Source organism: Pseudohongiella sp., from assembly GCF_040877505.1.
Classification (GTDB): domain Bacteria; phylum Pseudomonadota; class Gammaproteobacteria; order Pseudomonadales; family Pseudohongiellaceae; genus Pseudohongiella.
The window spans coordinates 1-12,918 of sequence record NZ_JBBDNQ010000019.1; the positions used below are offsets into that span (position 1 = coordinate 1).

Annotated in this window: 25 protein-coding genes; 4 read left to right on the top strand and 21 right to left on the bottom strand. The window is 46.5% G+C overall.

The window, feature by feature from the left end; genetic code table 11:
• Positions 1-88: 88 nt before the first annotated feature.
• From WD071_RS06745 to WD071_RS06780, 8 genes are all read right to left on the bottom strand, one after another.
• Positions 89-469, bottom strand: coding sequence for a type II toxin-antitoxin system VapC family toxin (locus tag WD071_RS06745; RefSeq protein WP_368047593.1), 381 nt, complete (start codon positions 467-469; stop codon positions 89-91).
• Entirely contained in the window at positions 466-672 is a 207-nt protein-coding gene (locus WD071_RS06750) for an AbrB/MazE/SpoVT family DNA-binding domain-containing protein (RefSeq protein ID WP_368047594.1), read from the bottom strand. The genes WD071_RS06745 and WD071_RS06750 overlap by 4 nt, the downstream gene beginning before the upstream one ends.
• Positions 673-829: 157 nt before the next feature.
• Positions 830-1,135 carry a helix-turn-helix domain-containing protein gene (locus WD071_RS06755; protein ID WP_368047595.1) on the bottom strand — a complete coding sequence of 102 codons (306 nt, stop codon included), beginning with the start codon at positions 1,133-1,135 and terminating at the stop codon, positions 830-832.
• A complete protein-coding gene (locus tag WD071_RS06760) occupies positions 1,128-1,310 on the bottom strand; it encodes a type II toxin-antitoxin system RelE/ParE family toxin (protein WP_368047596.1) in 183 nt (60 codons plus the stop codon). The genes WD071_RS06755 and WD071_RS06760 overlap by 8 nt, the downstream gene beginning before the upstream one ends.
• Positions 1,311-1,567: 257 nt before the next feature.
• Positions 1,568-2,005, bottom strand: a complete 438-nt coding sequence (locus WD071_RS06765; RefSeq protein WP_368047597.1) for a hypothetical protein — start codon at positions 2,003-2,005, stop codon at positions 1,568-1,570.
• 113 nt (positions 2,006-2,118) lie between these two features.
• On the bottom strand, positions 2,119-2,400 hold the full coding sequence (locus WD071_RS06770; protein ID WP_368047598.1) for a type II toxin-antitoxin system RelE/ParE family toxin: 282 nt from the start codon (positions 2,398-2,400) through the stop codon (positions 2,119-2,121).
• Entirely contained in the window at positions 2,401-2,601 is a 201-nt protein-coding gene (locus WD071_RS06775; RefSeq protein ID WP_368047599.1) for an addiction module protein, read from the bottom strand. It lies immediately after the preceding gene.
• 194 nt (positions 2,602-2,795) lie between these two features.
• Positions 2,796-3,569, bottom strand: a complete 774-nt coding sequence (locus tag WD071_RS06780) for a hypothetical protein (protein ID WP_368047600.1) — start codon at positions 3,567-3,569, stop codon at positions 2,796-2,798.
• A gap of 167 nt (positions 3,570-3,736) precedes the next feature.
• Between WD071_RS06780 and WD071_RS06785 the strand changes: the two genes are divergently transcribed.
• Together WD071_RS06785 and WD071_RS06790 are read left to right on the top strand one after the other, a co-directional pair.
• Positions 3,737-4,159: a putative toxin-antitoxin system toxin component, PIN family gene (locus tag WD071_RS06785; RefSeq protein ID WP_368047601.1), complete on the top strand. Its 423-nt coding sequence runs from the start codon at positions 3,737-3,739 to the stop codon at positions 4,157-4,159.
• A 4-nt stretch (positions 4,160-4,163) separates the two neighbouring features.
• The gene (locus WD071_RS06790; protein ID WP_058020445.1) at positions 4,164-4,388 is read left to right on the top strand and encodes a CopG family transcriptional regulator; all 225 of its coding nucleotides are present in this window, start codon (positions 4,164-4,166) and stop codon (positions 4,386-4,388) included.
• Between the two features lie 91 nt (positions 4,389-4,479).
• Here WD071_RS06790 and WD071_RS06795 read toward each other — a convergent pair whose 3' ends face one another.
• The 9 genes from WD071_RS06795 to WD071_RS06835 form a co-directional block, all read right to left on the bottom strand.
• The gene (locus tag WD071_RS06795) at positions 4,480-4,827 is read right to left on the bottom strand and encodes a VOC family protein (protein ID WP_368047602.1); all 348 of its coding nucleotides are present in this window, start codon (positions 4,825-4,827) and stop codon (positions 4,480-4,482) included.
• Positions 4,828-4,836: 9 nt separating this feature from the next.
• Entirely contained in the window at positions 4,837-5,139 is a 303-nt protein-coding gene (locus WD071_RS06800) for an antibiotic biosynthesis monooxygenase (RefSeq protein WP_368047603.1), read from the bottom strand.
• 112 nt (positions 5,140-5,251) lie between these two features.
• Entirely contained in the window at positions 5,252-5,728 is a 477-nt protein-coding gene (locus WD071_RS06805) for a hypothetical protein (RefSeq protein WP_368047604.1), read from the bottom strand.
• A 284-nt stretch (positions 5,729-6,012) separates the two neighbouring features.
• Positions 6,013-6,726 (bottom strand): hypothetical protein, encoded by a 714-nt coding sequence (locus WD071_RS06810; RefSeq protein ID WP_368047605.1) that lies wholly within the window; start codon positions 6,724-6,726, stop codon positions 6,013-6,015.
• A gap of 72 nt (positions 6,727-6,798) precedes the next feature.
• Complete coding sequence (locus WD071_RS06815) at positions 6,799-7,287, bottom strand: hypothetical protein (RefSeq protein WP_368047606.1); 489 nt, start codon at positions 7,285-7,287, stop codon at positions 6,799-6,801.
• A gap of 100 nt (positions 7,288-7,387) precedes the next feature.
• Positions 7,388-7,879 carry a GNAT family N-acetyltransferase gene (locus WD071_RS06820; protein ID WP_368047607.1) on the bottom strand — a complete coding sequence of 164 codons (492 nt, stop codon included), beginning with the start codon at positions 7,877-7,879 and terminating at the stop codon, positions 7,388-7,390.
• 82 nt (positions 7,880-7,961) lie between these two features.
• Complete coding sequence (locus WD071_RS06825) at positions 7,962-8,549, bottom strand: hypothetical protein (protein WP_368047608.1); 588 nt, start codon at positions 8,547-8,549, stop codon at positions 7,962-7,964.
• Positions 8,550-8,990: 441 nt separating this feature from the next.
• Positions 8,991-9,407, bottom strand: a complete 417-nt coding sequence (locus WD071_RS06830) for a GFA family protein (protein WP_368047609.1) — start codon at positions 9,405-9,407, stop codon at positions 8,991-8,993.
• Positions 9,408-9,510: 103 nt separating this feature from the next.
• Complete coding sequence (locus WD071_RS06835; protein ID WP_368047610.1) at positions 9,511-9,816, bottom strand: hypothetical protein; 306 nt, start codon at positions 9,814-9,816, stop codon at positions 9,511-9,513.
• A 139-nt stretch (positions 9,817-9,955) separates the two neighbouring features.
• Between WD071_RS06835 and WD071_RS06840 the strand changes: the two genes are divergently transcribed.
• Together WD071_RS06840 and WD071_RS06845 are read left to right on the top strand one after the other, a co-directional pair.
• Positions 9,956-10,201 carry a type II toxin-antitoxin system CcdA family antitoxin gene (locus WD071_RS06840; RefSeq protein WP_368047611.1) on the top strand — a complete coding sequence of 82 codons (246 nt, stop codon included), beginning with the start codon at positions 9,956-9,958 and terminating at the stop codon, positions 10,199-10,201.
• Positions 10,201-10,518, top strand: a complete 318-nt coding sequence (locus WD071_RS06845; protein ID WP_368047612.1) for a CcdB family protein — start codon at positions 10,201-10,203, stop codon at positions 10,516-10,518. The genes WD071_RS06840 and WD071_RS06845 overlap by 1 nt, the downstream gene beginning before the upstream one ends.
• Positions 10,519-10,578: 60 nt before the next feature.
• Here the strand turns inward: WD071_RS06845 and WD071_RS06850 are convergent, their stop codons facing one another.
• The 4 genes from WD071_RS06850 to WD071_RS06865 form a co-directional block, all read right to left on the bottom strand.
• Positions 10,579-10,866: a HigA family addiction module antitoxin gene (locus WD071_RS06850; RefSeq protein WP_368047613.1), complete on the bottom strand. Its 288-nt coding sequence runs from the start codon at positions 10,864-10,866 to the stop codon at positions 10,579-10,581.
• Between the two features lie 9 nt (positions 10,867-10,875).
• Positions 10,876-11,154 carry a type II toxin-antitoxin system RelE/ParE family toxin gene (locus WD071_RS06855; protein ID WP_368047614.1) on the bottom strand — a complete coding sequence of 93 codons (279 nt, stop codon included), beginning with the start codon at positions 11,152-11,154 and terminating at the stop codon, positions 10,876-10,878.
• A gap of 119 nt (positions 11,155-11,273) precedes the next feature.
• Complete coding sequence (locus WD071_RS06860; RefSeq protein WP_368047615.1) at positions 11,274-11,924, bottom strand: glutathione S-transferase family protein; 651 nt, start codon at positions 11,922-11,924, stop codon at positions 11,274-11,276.
• A gap of 705 nt (positions 11,925-12,629) precedes the next feature.
• Entirely contained in the window at positions 12,630-12,878 is a 249-nt protein-coding gene (locus WD071_RS06865; protein ID WP_368047868.1) for a cupin domain-containing protein, read from the bottom strand.
• Positions 12,879-12,918 lie beyond the last annotated feature (40 nt).

Sequence of the window (12,918 nt, forward strand, 5' to 3'; positions counted from 1 at the left end):
CGAGATCCGAGACTTCCATTGCGCTATCCAAAGCAGCTAGCTGCATTCGTAGGCGCCCGGCACCGAAGGCGCGAACTGCATTAGATTGTTATGTGCTTTTCTTCGACATGTACCTGACATTCTCCAACCCCTCAAAATCATTGTCCTGAGTCCAGAGCACGGCTGCGTACTTTTGAGCTGTAGCGAAGATAATGCTGTCTGCCAGGGGAAGCTTATGAAAAACACCAAATTTAGCAGCATCCATTGCAAGCTCCGAGTCCAGAGGAATCACTTTGCCTTGCTTCATATGCGCAGTAACGATCAACGCAGCTTCTTCGCCACGTTGACGCAGCACATTCTTGAAAACTTCTGTGATCGTGATACTCGGTACAAGCAACTCAGCGAGTTGTTCGATTGGCTCGGAGAACACGGCCGCGTTGCCGTCACCAGCGAAGTATGACAGCCAAGCCGATGAATCAACGACATTCATATCCGGTCATCTTCTCTAACAACAGAGGTCTCAATGCCCTCAAGAAAGCCTTTCATTTCCTTCATGGGTTTCAGAGGGATTACCTCGATCCGGCCTTGATAAGACATGATCTGGACTTTCTGCCCGGATACAATACCCATGGACTCACGAATTTCTTTAGGAATTACAATCTGATACTTTGGGGAAACAGTTACTTCTGTCATGACGGCACCTATCGATAAGACTTTGGTATTACGATACCCCTATCGATCGTGACGGTCAAGACACATAACGCCCTTGTTCTGGTGCCAGGTGGATTGGCGCAGTGGTTGCGCAAGCAAGCGCCGTGACAATTTGCCTTGGTCGCTCAGCAACAGATTGTTATGTTCGCGCTTCATTATCTGGAACAAACTCGATTTTCAGTTTGTACCCCATTGCGGCTGCATAATCGGTAAGTGTTGAGAGTTTGGGAGAGATATTTGAGCTCACACTTTCCAACCTGGAGATATTGCTTTTCTTAGTCTGCAAGATTTCCGCAATTTGCTCTTGAGTAAGGCCGGCTTGCTGCCGGAGTGCGATGAGCTGCTTACGCACTTCGTACGCCGCAGAGAGTTCGTCGTAGCTTTTCTTGACGCCCTCACGCTTTAACGCTTCTTCCTTGAAGGATTTTAATGTTGGTCTAGTCATTTTTTAACTCCTTCTTTCGTTTACGAGCCTTATCTATCTCCTTCTTCGGTGTCTTTTGAGTCTTTTTGACGAAAGAGTTCAGGATGATTATCTCCTGGCCTTTGACCGTGCAGAAAAGTGACCGGCCTATGCCTTCTTTGCCTCGAGCCCGTATCTCAAACAGCCCTGAGCCCATAGGGCTTTCCAATGGCCGGGCCGAATTTCTCAATGATTTCTGCTATATGAAGAAAGTCAGCCAATATCCCATCCGGGAATCCTAGCGTTTCCTGTCTTACCTTTTCGCAGAAAAATGTGACGTTCCATGACATGAGAAAAAGTTATCATACATGATAACAAAGTCAAGGGCTGATGGGGAGAACATAACGATCTGAATAAGGGGCGTAGCGATAGCGACGTCCCAGCGAACGGCAGTGAGCGAACTTGATTTCCTTGTTATATGCTTTGCACTTCATCTAGCAAACTCTCTAGTTTTTTTCTATGTCCGCCTAAAGCTGTGCGAACTTTGGCTTTTGCATTGGTATAATCACCAGCCTTGTCTGACTTTTCCCACCTTTCATAACGAGCTAATGCACAATCAGCTTCTTGAATAAGAGCACTTAAAGCCATTATCTCTAGTGAGCGTCTGTTCGACTCCATTGATTTATTGAGATTGTCTTGATTAGTTTTCACATCAAGAGATTGTAGCCAGACTGTAAAAATAACACCGGCTAAAGCAAGACCAGAAAAAAGTGCGTTAATGCCACCAAACATATCTCCCGCTTCCGATGCATTTGATGGAATACCATAAATCTCTGTAATTATTATTATGGATACGCCCCAAAGAGCTATGACAACAAGTGAAAGAAAAAAGAAGCCTGCAAACCTTTTCATTAAGAAATATCCTTATTTATTACTGCATATAACCGCCGTTCATAACCGGCTCGGCCGTAGGCCGTGTCCGGCGCCGGAGGCGCGAAGTTGATGACTTGGTTATCTGCGGCTGCTCAAAGAGCTCGGATCTTTGCGTACATGAAAAATCGCCGTGACAGTGATTTTTGTCCGGTAACGAAATACATTACTCGGTATGGAAAACGGCGCAAGGAAACCCGTCTCAAATTTTGATGAAATTTGCGGTAAATGAGAGGGTTTCTTAGCAGCTTGTCCAAGGCCTCTTCGATGCACAAAACGAAGTCATGCCCTAAACCAACCCGTTTATCTTCGTAGGCTGTGTATTGCTCATCAATGTCAAATTCAGCCTCTCGCCGAACCGTGAGCGTGTAAGTCATTTACTTTGACAGAATTCTGGCTTTGACCACGGACCATGGAGACCCGGCATCCTGATCGATCTCAAAATCCGCAAGCCGGCGATCTAATTCCTCTCTCTGGGGTGTAGTCACGTCGATCTCGACGCCCTCAGCAACCACGCTGTCCCACAAAGTTTCGGCAGGAATGATGCGCTCACAAACTGTAAGCGATTGTATTTCCATAGATTAACACTCATTGAAAGCACATTGATGCCTGATTTTATCATAAATTTAGCGCTGCCACGGGTAGCGTAGGAGCACATAACGCCCGCTTCAGTAGCGCCGAAACTGGAGTGCTTTTGTGTGAATGTTTGAGCGTAGCGAGTAAAAAACGCGTAGGTTTTGGCGTCTGTCGTCTGGAAGCGCTTGCTAGGGCTTTAGTTTATACGATACCGCTTACCGTCTTTTTGAATGTAAATAGGTTTTTCAGTGGTTTGAGCAATATCGAATAGGCTTTCAAAATCTTTCATTTTTACTTTGCTTGAGATAAACGCCAAGTATACGACTAAGTTCCCATAGAACGCTAACCTAGCGCAACTTGAACCATGAGGATCTTCGGGACCCAATACCCACTGAAACACTTCCGAATTTTCACCTTCGACCTTACACGGAGATAACTCCCTAGCCATTTCTGCTACAGCAAACTCTCGGTAACCTTTCCGGCCACGTTTCGTAGTCGGGACATAAAGAACTTCACAAATAATGTTACCTTCGAATGCTTTTCCATATTTGTGTTTATAAAGCCCTCTAACAATTAATGAAAAACAGTCGTGTAGCCTTTTCAAATCAGGCTTCCCCCACGCCACATCCACTTCACTTCCATCACCCAGCTGATGTACTTGTATATTTTGCCCTTTGAGAACTTTTTCCATTAAACGGCCACCTGAGCGTCGAATTGCTCTATTCACCTTAGTAAATTTATGGGACAGACCTATCTCATTGCAACCAACAATACCAGCTAAGCTTGCAAGCAAAAACTCATCATCATCGGATTTTTTTCTGTTGTGAGCATCACACGAAGGAACTGCTATTAGATCTTTCCTTAGATTAACACCAAGCTCCGTTGGAAACAGACATTTCGGAGGAACATGTTCACGACTCGTTGCTACTTGATCACACGCATAGCATGTTTCAACTTTCTTATCAGCCATACCAATTTCCTGCGCAAGCCCTAACGCCCATGCTCAGGCGCCAAAGCATGTTGGCGTGACTTTTGCGAATGCAAATGGCATGACGATGTGCTTGGGTCGCTCTGAAGCGCTTGGTTAGTTGCTTTTCCAGTATTGCGAAGTGATAGCATATATGCAACCATAAATACATGAGCAATATTGTAGTCATAGACACAAGCGTGCTGATCAATGCCCTGCTTGGCCCTGCAGGACCAGCCAGGGAGCTGATCCGGAGGTGCTTACAAGGGCATTACAAGCCTTTGATTAGTAACACCTTGTTCATGGAGTATGAAGATGTAACAAACCGGTCTCATATTCTTGAGCTATGCCCGTTGACGCCCGACGAGCTTCGAGAACTGCTCAATGCATATTACAGCGTTTGCGAATGGGTGCCCATTTACTATCTATGGCGCCCAAACTTGCCTGATGAGGGCGACAATTTTTTAATTGAGCTTGCCGTTGCCGGCAATGCCTACTGTGTTGTTACCAATAACGTCAGGGATATCCAATCTTCTGAGCTGATATTTCCCGGACTGCAGGTAAAGACACCCGAACAATTGCTTAGAGGATAACAGCATGGCTACTTTGACTATTCGGCTACCCGACGACAAACATAACCGTTTAAAAGCGTTGGCTCGTCGCAAAAAAATGAGCGTGAACAAACTGATTGAAGAAATCTCAACTCAGACCTTGGCCGAGTTTGACAGCGAAACTCGATTCCGCACCTTTGCCGCATCCGGTGATGTGAAACGCGGCCTGGAACTGTTGGACAAACTCGACGCTGCGGCGCAGGGCAACTAATGCCCCGCAACAGCGGCGCGAACGAAGTGAGCGTCCGGGCGCGCAGCGCCGAACTGATTGCGATTGTTATGAGGCATTTGCTCCATATCGGTCACTCTGACCAAACTGCATACTCATTGCCGCTTGGATCTGTAAAATGGAAGCGGCGCCCACCCGGAAAGGAAAATATAGGCTTTATAATCTTTCCGCCGGCGCGCTCAACGTTTGCAAGCGACGAGTCCAGATTGACGCTGAATAGAACTACCAATGCACTGCCGGTCTCAGTAGTGGCACGCAATGTTGATTTATAGAAACCACCGTCCAGCCCTGCGCCAGAGATGGCTACATATTCCGGCCCGTATTCGATGAACTCCCAACCGAATGCTTTCGCGAAAAACTGCTTTGTGCCCTCTATATCCGTGGCTGGCAGTTCGATGTAGTTTATTTTTTCTGTTGCCATCTCGTGCCTCTAGTTTTTACTGTCAATAACCGATTTATAGTGCTCGACCGTCGGGAAGGGATCATAAAAATGGTGTAGCAACGCGCGCCACTTTTGATACTGCTCAGAACCACGAAAACCAATCGTATGGTCCTCTAACGTTTCCCAATTAACCAAGAGGATATAACAGTTGGTGTTTTCCATACATCTTTGTAGCTGATGGGACAGATAACCGTTCATGCTGACGATGATCGTTTGGGCCTCCTCAAAGGCAGACTCAAATTCTGTAGTCTGACCGGGCTTCACGTCTAGTATCGCTACCTCAAGTACCACTGAACTCTCCAATGCCTCATAACGCCTCAAACACCGGATTCGTGAAGTTGGCGGCGTTTTTGCGCAAGCGAAAAAAGGTGACAGCTTTACCAAGTCCGCGTGCTTTGACTGGTTAAGTTCGTCCCATTGAGGCGGTATATGCCTCTGTTAAAATATGACTTTGTATCCAAAGAGTACATAAGCGAATTAGGATCTTTAAATCTTCTACATCTTTGTCAGACCACTTTCTAACGTAATGAGCTTCGTCATTACCTAGCCAAGATGCACGACGTGCACATTCTTTAATCCTGTTGTCGTCAATGTATTCACCGATACACTTCGCCAAGGGCTTTCCCTTGATTTCTTCGGATTTCTCAGGATGGTTTGATATGCAAAAGTCTTTTATCAAGAACTCCAGTGACTTCCTGTAACCTATTCCTGATATTTGCTTCATATTCAATGCTTCAGCTTGATAGGACTGCGTATATATCTCTACAAAAAGTGGCGAAAGGTTAGCCACCTCCTCAACAATATCCGGCTTATCTGCACTATAAGGAACACACTCTACCAGTGCGTGGTAACCATTTACTGTTGTTGGTGACGGCTTCAATCTCTCGAATCTTGCGACAAATAAACTGCCGCAATCTTCACTGGGGCAGCCCTAAGCTACTTCTAAAGAGTTTTCTCGTGGTTCGGTGTAAATAGGAGTTTAAATCGCAGATATTCGACTTTTGCAGACGGGACAGTGGTTCGGGTAAGAATCCACCATGAATGAATGTCGTTCAAACTGAAGATTTAGCATATTACTCCTAGTGAACTTAACGCTCTTGTTAATAGGCAAGTGGCTCAGCCACTTGTCCTAAAGCCCGGTTCGGCGGGCGATTTAACTGATTGTTATTTTCCACCTTGCACGTCATATTGCTCAATGAACTCACATAATTTGTAGCCTAGCGAAGAAAGGCGGTAATAGGGTTTGACATAGACCCCGCTGTTATCGCCGTGAGCTCTAGGTGTTATAAGTTTCTTCTCCATTAAACCTTGCTCGTAGATTTCTACTAATTCACGATGTTCGATTGGCGAAAGATTCGTAATTTCATTTATCCATTCGTTTGCACTGAAATGTGTGCTTTTACCGTTATGCTTCCCGGCTTTAAACGCTCCCCATATAGAGGAAAGTAGAACAATTTCTCCATCGGAGAGTGATCTGGATATTTTCATAAGCTGAGCAGGTAGAAAACTATCTCTGCTGGAAATCCCTTCGCTAGCAGCTACAATAAATATGCTTTGAAGTAGTTTGAATCTCTCTTCGCTAGGTGAGTCATTGTCCAAGAAATTTAGCAATTCCTGTAAACAAACCTTGCCTTGCTCCGTAAATTGGTAGTCGTCCTTAATTTTTCCTTTTTTCCTAAAGCTATTCCACTCTACTTGGAATGATGAAAGGAATTCTCCTCCTCTCATTCGTTGGAATGCGTGCCCTAATGAGACCAGTAACTCACCTCGGTCAGATGCAGCTACTCCAGTTAATCCTTCTGCAAGTGAAAATATCGCTTTAGAAACGATGTTTTCCACTTCATCTTTGAACGGATCTGGAGTATCAGTATTGCTCATGATTTTCATCCAAGAACATAACGCCAAAATCAGCCGCGCGTTTTTCGCGTCGGCTGCATTTGATTGTTAGATCTATTTGCACATCTCATTGGGCTTAGCTTGCATAGGATTATCTTCAGACAATTCATCAAAACCACGGTCCCAGCTTTTCCCTAAAGATTTTCGAGCACACCTTGCAATTGATGATGCTAATGGCATTAGATTTCTCTCCCTGCAATCTCCCGACTCTATACACTCATCCAGTTCATTGATGAACTTCGCAGCAGGCACTGTTACGCTAGAGTCACCGACTATTTGTAACTCGCTGAGATAGACCTTTCGAAGCTTTTCTAATAGCTCTATCTGTTTATCGGTATCATCCACTGTAGCCGCATCAGAAGCAAGAGTTGCAGCTTTGCTGTACACTTCAACCTGCTTCTTCCAAATTGGCGCCATATATTCGTTTTCGACTTTTTCTTTATATTGACAGCTAGCAATAACGACGCTTGATGAAACCGCTATAGCAGTAGCAGCTTTTATTATTGTGTCCCAAAAGTGGTAACTTCCGTCAGTTTGAGTCAATTTATATTCCTTAATTGATAAAATCTAACGCCGCCAACACGCGCGGCTTTGTAGTGGAGGCGAAGCCGCAACGGAAAAGCTGTTGCTGTGATTGGCCTGGTTATGTTTTGACATTTCGCGCAACCATAATTACTTCGTCTGCTGAATAGAGGTTACTTAGGGTTGCCTCCACTTCAGCGCCCAAGACATCACTATACAGACGCTGCGCATAGTTGTCAGCTCGCGTCGTCACCAGGATATGCTTCAATACGGCACCCTGTTCATTCAATTTTAGTATGACTTCGGATAGTGTATCTATGATAAGCATTTTACCGATACCATTTCCTTGAAAGTCTGGAGATACGGCAATCTGCTCAAGCTCGAGGACCACGCTCGGCCTAAACCCCGCTTTCTGAGACCAGATGATGTATCCAATGCAGGACGCCTCAGCGTAGGCAACGTAGCAAAACGTTTTGGGGGCTGCATTGAGGTTGCTTTCCAGCCACTTCAACGAATGTTGCTGCCTAGTGAATGCCAGGCGATGAACATCGGCCGCCGCCTCTAGGTCCGCCGGCTCCATTGCCCTTAATGAAATATCCTTTTCAGATTGCACCTATTTCTCCAGAAAAACATAACGCCAGTGGTAATGGGCGACAGCGGAGCGCAGCGTAGTTGGCGTCCCGTTGACCACCTTGTTAGAGCTCTTTACGCAGTTTTCTAACCTCATACTCTGATACATTGAAGACCAGCGAAATTTCAAAATCTGCCATTCCTTCTTGCTTGAGCTGAAGGATTAGCCTTCTTTTCGTTTCTACCGAGCTCTTCTTATCGTAGTAATCCTGCATGACATCACCGCCGTTGGCGATGATTTCGGTGTAGTGCTGAGGAGGGGTTTGAAAATATGCGGGCGTAGCGATGTTGTACGGCCTTACCCCGAAATAGCCAACTAAAGAAGCTACTAGCCTCAACAAACACAACGTAAACACTGTTTCTTTAAAAGGACGCTCACTCAAAGAATCAAGCGCTCTTTCGCTCCAATAGCACAATTGCTCCTTATGCTTTGTGCTCGTTTCGATTTCCGAAACTTTATGGATCACCTTTTTGATTGCTTTTCGATACCAATCTTTCCGCGATTTTTCGGAATAGACCTGCCCTGCAATATGGAATGCCTTATCCCCTATGAAGGATCTAATAGTGGTTTCAAAGAGCATTTCGTAACCTGGATCCACAACTTGCCCCTTTTTAGCTCTAACGCTCGCATCAAGTGCGCGACTGCGCGTCACTTTGAAGGCGCTTGTTATGAGCGACCTCTTTAGCAAGTTATAATCCAACCGACTGTACTATCGTCGAGCACGTAAGTACCAGAAGAAGTTTGTCGGACACCTATAGCACTTTCTCCACAACGAACAATATCCGGTGCCGGGCGACACAGTAGCAATTGACCTGCAGGATTTATAAACAGGTCCAATCTTGGTGCTGCCCTAAAATAGTCCAGAGCAACATCGACACGGTCGTTCGCTCCACGCAAATCTAACAATCCTGAGTCAATACTGCGGCCGACTAGAGCCCAACCGGATTCTGGGACATTCTCGATACTGCACAAGTTCTGATGTGTTGAACAACCTACACTCAATAGTGCAATTGTTAGCAGTGCTAGACGCATCTTCTTAGCTCATAACGTTGCGAGCTGCGGCGCAGCTTTTTGCGTCCGCTGGCTTGCCTGGCTATATGTGTTTTGAAAAATATTCCATTATCTCGGCTTTTGTCATTTCTTTTGTTTCGTTTGAAAAACAGTAATATTCAGGCCGCTGATCACTGAAATATTGCATTTCCATTTCCAAGCCTTCTAAGTTCTGAAACATTCCCACTGGAATATTATATTCACCACTTTTCTTAAGCTTATAAAATAGATGAGTACCACAGTCTGAACAAAATCCACGGGAAGCCCAGGTTGATGATTCATACAACTTTATTTTTTCGCTACCTTCAATATCTACAGCCGTCCCGCACTGTACTGCAAAAAATGGCGCCCCACCCCAAGTTCTGCATGAGTCGCAATGGCAAACTGTAAATCTAGGATTAATCTGCTTTGCGGTGATTTTTACGCTACCGCAAAGACAGCTTGCTTTAGAATTTAACATTTAGTATTCCGTTAACCGATAAACATATAACGCCGCTAAGCACGCGCGGCTTTTTAGTGGAGGCACAGCCGCAACGGAAAAGCCGTCGCCGGGCCTTGCTGTGTTAGCCAATTCGCTCATCAAGAACGCGACCCAGAACTAAACCCTTTTCTCCCGCCGCTTTCTTTGCGCCCTCAAAAGAGCCATATACTCCGTCGAAGTGATGAATATCTGAGGCACGTTCATACCAACTGGCGGTGAAGACCTTATTCGGCTCTTCGATGTTACCGCGAACCTCAATGTCCACAATGTTTGGGTCACCTTGAGAATCTCTCTGCGAAAGATACTGTTGTGCTAATGACCTTGAGGAGAACACGGCCTCATCGTGTGATCCGCCCATGCCTCTCGTAACTATCACGTAAATATTCATGTTCTCCCCCAAATCTTTCTGGCTAACGCCCGTATTCACGCGCCAGCGCAGCTGGTCGCGTGTAATTGATGGTTATATGCCTTGCTCTGCATAGATGATGCGCATAATATATACGCATCATCTATGCGGAGAAACCAACATGAGTCACGCATTCAACTCCGAAGCCCCCAAAAAACCAACTAATGTCAGCATAAACAGCGACTTACTTAAAATAGCCAAGGGCCTCAATATCAATCTGTCGGCTACGCTGGAGCGCGCCTTGGCGGAGCAATTACGCACTGAACAACGCGCTCAATGGCTGCGTGAGAATGCCACCGCCATTCAAGAATACAATCGATTTGTCGAAACCAATGGCACTTTCAGCGACAGTGTGAGGAAATTCTGATGGGGCAGTTTTGCGTATATAAAAACCCCAACCCTATTACACGTACCCAGTATCCCTACCTGCTTGATATACAAAGTGATTTACTGAGCGAACTCAGAACTACTGTCGTCATTCCACTCTGTCCCTCTAAAACTGTTGCATCGATCCGCCTGTCGAGGCTTAACCCTGTCTTCGACCTAGATGACGAAAGCCTCACCGCAATGACACAAGATATTGCCGGCGTAGACCGACTTCAACTCGGCTCTCAAGTGTATGATCTTTCTTCATATCGCTCAGACATTATCGCTGCCATCGATTTTGTGCTCTCGGGCATATAACGCCCAGTTCAACGGCGCAGCCTTGCTGCGTCCGTTGCAACTGTTGGTTGTATGCTTTTCTCAAGCTGCCACCAGCTTTTTAACCTGTAGCTCGCCCCTATGTTGCTCCGCATGCCAGAGTTGATATTGTGACTGTTGATTAAGCCAACTCTCTGCAGATGTATCGAATGCAATGGAAAGCCGAACAGCCATTTCGGGGCTAATTCCCGCACGACCATTAAGTATTGCACTCAACGTTTTACGGCTTATGCCAAGAGCCACTGCTGCGTCAGTGACAGAAATACCTAACGGCTCAAGGCACAGCTCTTTAATGATCTCCCCAGGATGCGGGGGATTATGCATCAGCATGGTAATACCTCAATGGTAGTCTTCATAATTGACAACCTCGGCATCTTCACCGTTAATAATAAATGTGACTCGCCAGTTTCCACTTACAGTCACTGACCAGGTGCCAGAGCGATTACCGGTAAGCTCATGTAGGCGAAGCCCGGGCAGACTCATGTCCTTTGGCGAAGTCGCTGCGTGAAGACGACCGAGAATCAGTCGGAGTCGATTCGCATGGGCAGCTTGAATACCGACAGTGCTGCCGGATTTGAAGAATTTAGCCAAGCCCTTGTGTTTGAAGCTCCGTATCATACGGGGCAATGTAACCTATGTGGTATCAGGTGTCAACGCGGGCGCTGTGCGGCACATAACGCCTTGCTCACCGGAAATTTAGGAGCGAAGCGAGTAATTTTTCCACGTGGAGCAACTGGTTATATCCCAACCTCGGCCATTTCGATCGTTTCGGGCTCCGCACGAGCTTGCTCGACCCACTCCTGTACCTTCTCATGGCTAAGCAGACACCGCATGTATTGAGAGGCCATTTCTGAAAGACCGATGCCGTAAGTTTCAAACCGGGACGCCACTGGAGCAAACATACAATCGGCAATGGAAAACTCGCCGAAAAGCCAAGGCCCAAACCGTGAATAGGCTTCCCGATACTTCGACCAAATTCGGTCCATCCGGACCACCTCAGCTGCAAGGTCTGGGCTAAGAGAAACGTGGCGTTGGCTGGCACGGCAGTTCATCGGCAATTGACCGCGAATCGCCGGAAAGCTGGAGTGCATTTCAGCACTGCACGATCTCGCTTCTGCTCGTGCCCGCACCGAGCTTGGCCACCCGCGCCCCTCCAGGTACTGTTCTGAAATGTACTCGCAAATAGCCAGAGAATCCCAGACAGTTAAATTACCGTCCTGAAGGACCGGCACTTTCCCCGCTTCGGTATATTTCGCAAGAGTGGTGTAGGTATCGTCTTGGTCAAGGGGAATCCGCACTTCTTCAAAAGGCAATTCGTGATGCGACAACAGCAGCCATGACCTCAGCGACCATGACGAATAGTTTTTATTCCCTATTACGAGCTTCAAGGCTCACTCCTTTAGATATAACGCCGTTCTTCAGCGGACAAATCATTCCGGCGCGGCTTTTGAGTTAGCAAAAGGCGTGACGGAATGAATTGGTCCGACTGCAAGATTTGGTTATGTGGCATGACTAATTGTATTCGCCACCATAGTATCTATGGTGGCGGAAAGGGCAACTTCCTGGGCTTCAAGTTCATCTGTAAAAGGCGAAAGTACTATCATAAACACGTTCGCCCGATGAATCCCTCTCGTTTTGCGACATTTCCATCTTCGAGACGAACCAAAGCATGGCGAGTGAATCCACAAGGGATATAGTCCCTTCTGCCACTCAATATTACTCTGTAATCTCTTCCGTCGATCAACGGAGCATTAGGGTACAACAGCTTGGGGTCGTATACCTCCAAGTTCCTAAAACCTAAACTACTCAGCACAGCCTTTGCCTCATCGACGTTCATCCCGATATGAATCGAATCCTCGACTAGTGTATTAAGCTCCTCTTCGCTTCCTGGCAATTTCGCACACGATGACACTAGCATTGTCAAAATTAGCACTACCAGTACTCGCATGATGATATACCCGCCTAGTTGATTGGTGGAGAAGTGCGATCAGCCACATAACGCCTTTTCATCAGCGGCGCGCACGCAGCGCGCATCCAGCGCCGGAGGCGCGTGCTGCGTGTACTGGTTATGTGTGGTCGAAAATTGGGCACCTTCAATCTTTGCCTCCAACCACTATTAGCTCCGCTCGACCAGGAACTCGCGAACTGTGAAGCACGCCGGCTTGTACGGTGTATGATTCTCCTGGGCCCAGCCTCACAGAGCTTGACTCTAAATCGAGATAAACAACACCACTTAGTACAATGAACGTCTCATCAGTAGAGTTATGCACATGCTTTGGCCATTCAAAGTTTTCCATGACCCTGGCAAATGCCGGAATACCATTTGTCTGGCTCAACGGCATTGCAGTAAATGGACCTTCTGCACTCTCCAACTGAGGAAAA

Coding starts and splice junctions, on each gene's coding strand:
- WD071_RS06745 (WP_368047593.1), bottom strand. CDS start 469: ATGAATGTCGTTGATTCATCGGCTTGGCTGTCATACTTCGCTGGTGAC.
- WD071_RS06750 (WP_368047594.1), bottom strand. CDS start 672: ATGACAGAAGTAACTGTTTCCCCAAAGTATCAGATTGTAATTCCTAAA.
- WD071_RS06755 (WP_368047595.1), bottom strand. CDS start 1,135: ATGACTAGACCAACATTAAAATCCTTCAAGGAAGAAGCGTTAAAGCGT.
- WD071_RS06760 (WP_368047596.1), bottom strand. CDS start 1,310: ATGGGCTCAGGGCTGTTTGAGATACGGGCTCGAGGCAAAGAAGGCATA.
- WD071_RS06765 (WP_368047597.1), bottom strand. CDS start 2,005: ATGAAAAGGTTTGCAGGCTTCTTTTTTCTTTCACTTGTTGTCATAGCT.
- WD071_RS06770 (WP_368047598.1), bottom strand. CDS start 2,400: ATGACTTACACGCTCACGGTTCGGCGAGAGGCTGAATTTGACATTGAT.
- WD071_RS06775 (WP_368047599.1), bottom strand. CDS start 2,601: ATGGAAATACAATCGCTTACAGTTTGTGAGCGCATCATTCCTGCCGAA.
- WD071_RS06780 (WP_368047600.1), bottom strand. CDS start 3,569: ATGGCTGATAAGAAAGTTGAAACATGCTATGCGTGTGATCAAGTAGCA.
- WD071_RS06785 (WP_368047601.1), top strand. CDS start 3,737: ATGAGCAATATTGTAGTCATAGACACAAGCGTGCTGATCAATGCCCTG.
- WD071_RS06790 (WP_058020445.1), top strand. CDS start 4,164: ATGGCTACTTTGACTATTCGGCTACCCGACGACAAACATAACCGTTTA.
- WD071_RS06795 (WP_368047602.1), bottom strand. CDS start 4,827: ATGGCAACAGAAAAAATAAACTACATCGAACTGCCAGCCACGGATATA.
- WD071_RS06810 (WP_368047605.1), bottom strand. CDS start 6,726: ATGAGCAATACTGATACTCCAGATCCGTTCAAAGATGAAGTGGAAAAC.
- WD071_RS06830 (WP_368047609.1), bottom strand. CDS start 9,407: ATGTTAAATTCTAAAGCAAGCTGTCTTTGCGGTAGCGTAAAAATCACC.
- WD071_RS06835 (WP_368047610.1), bottom strand. CDS start 9,816: ATGAATATTTACGTGATAGTTACGAGAGGCATGGGCGGATCACACGAT.
- WD071_RS06840 (WP_368047611.1), top strand. CDS start 9,956: ATGAGTCACGCATTCAACTCCGAAGCCCCCAAAAAACCAACTAATGTC.
- WD071_RS06845 (WP_368047612.1), top strand. CDS start 10,201: ATGGGGCAGTTTTGCGTATATAAAAACCCCAACCCTATTACACGTACC.
- WD071_RS06850 (WP_368047613.1), bottom strand. CDS start 10,866: ATGCTGATGCATAATCCCCCGCATCCTGGGGAGATCATTAAAGAGCTG.
- WD071_RS06855 (WP_368047614.1), bottom strand. CDS start 11,154: ATGATACGGAGCTTCAAACACAAGGGCTTGGCTAAATTCTTCAAATCC.
- WD071_RS06865 (WP_368047868.1), bottom strand. CDS start 12,878: ATGCCGTTGAGCCAGACAAATGGTATTCCGGCATTTGCCAGGGTCATG.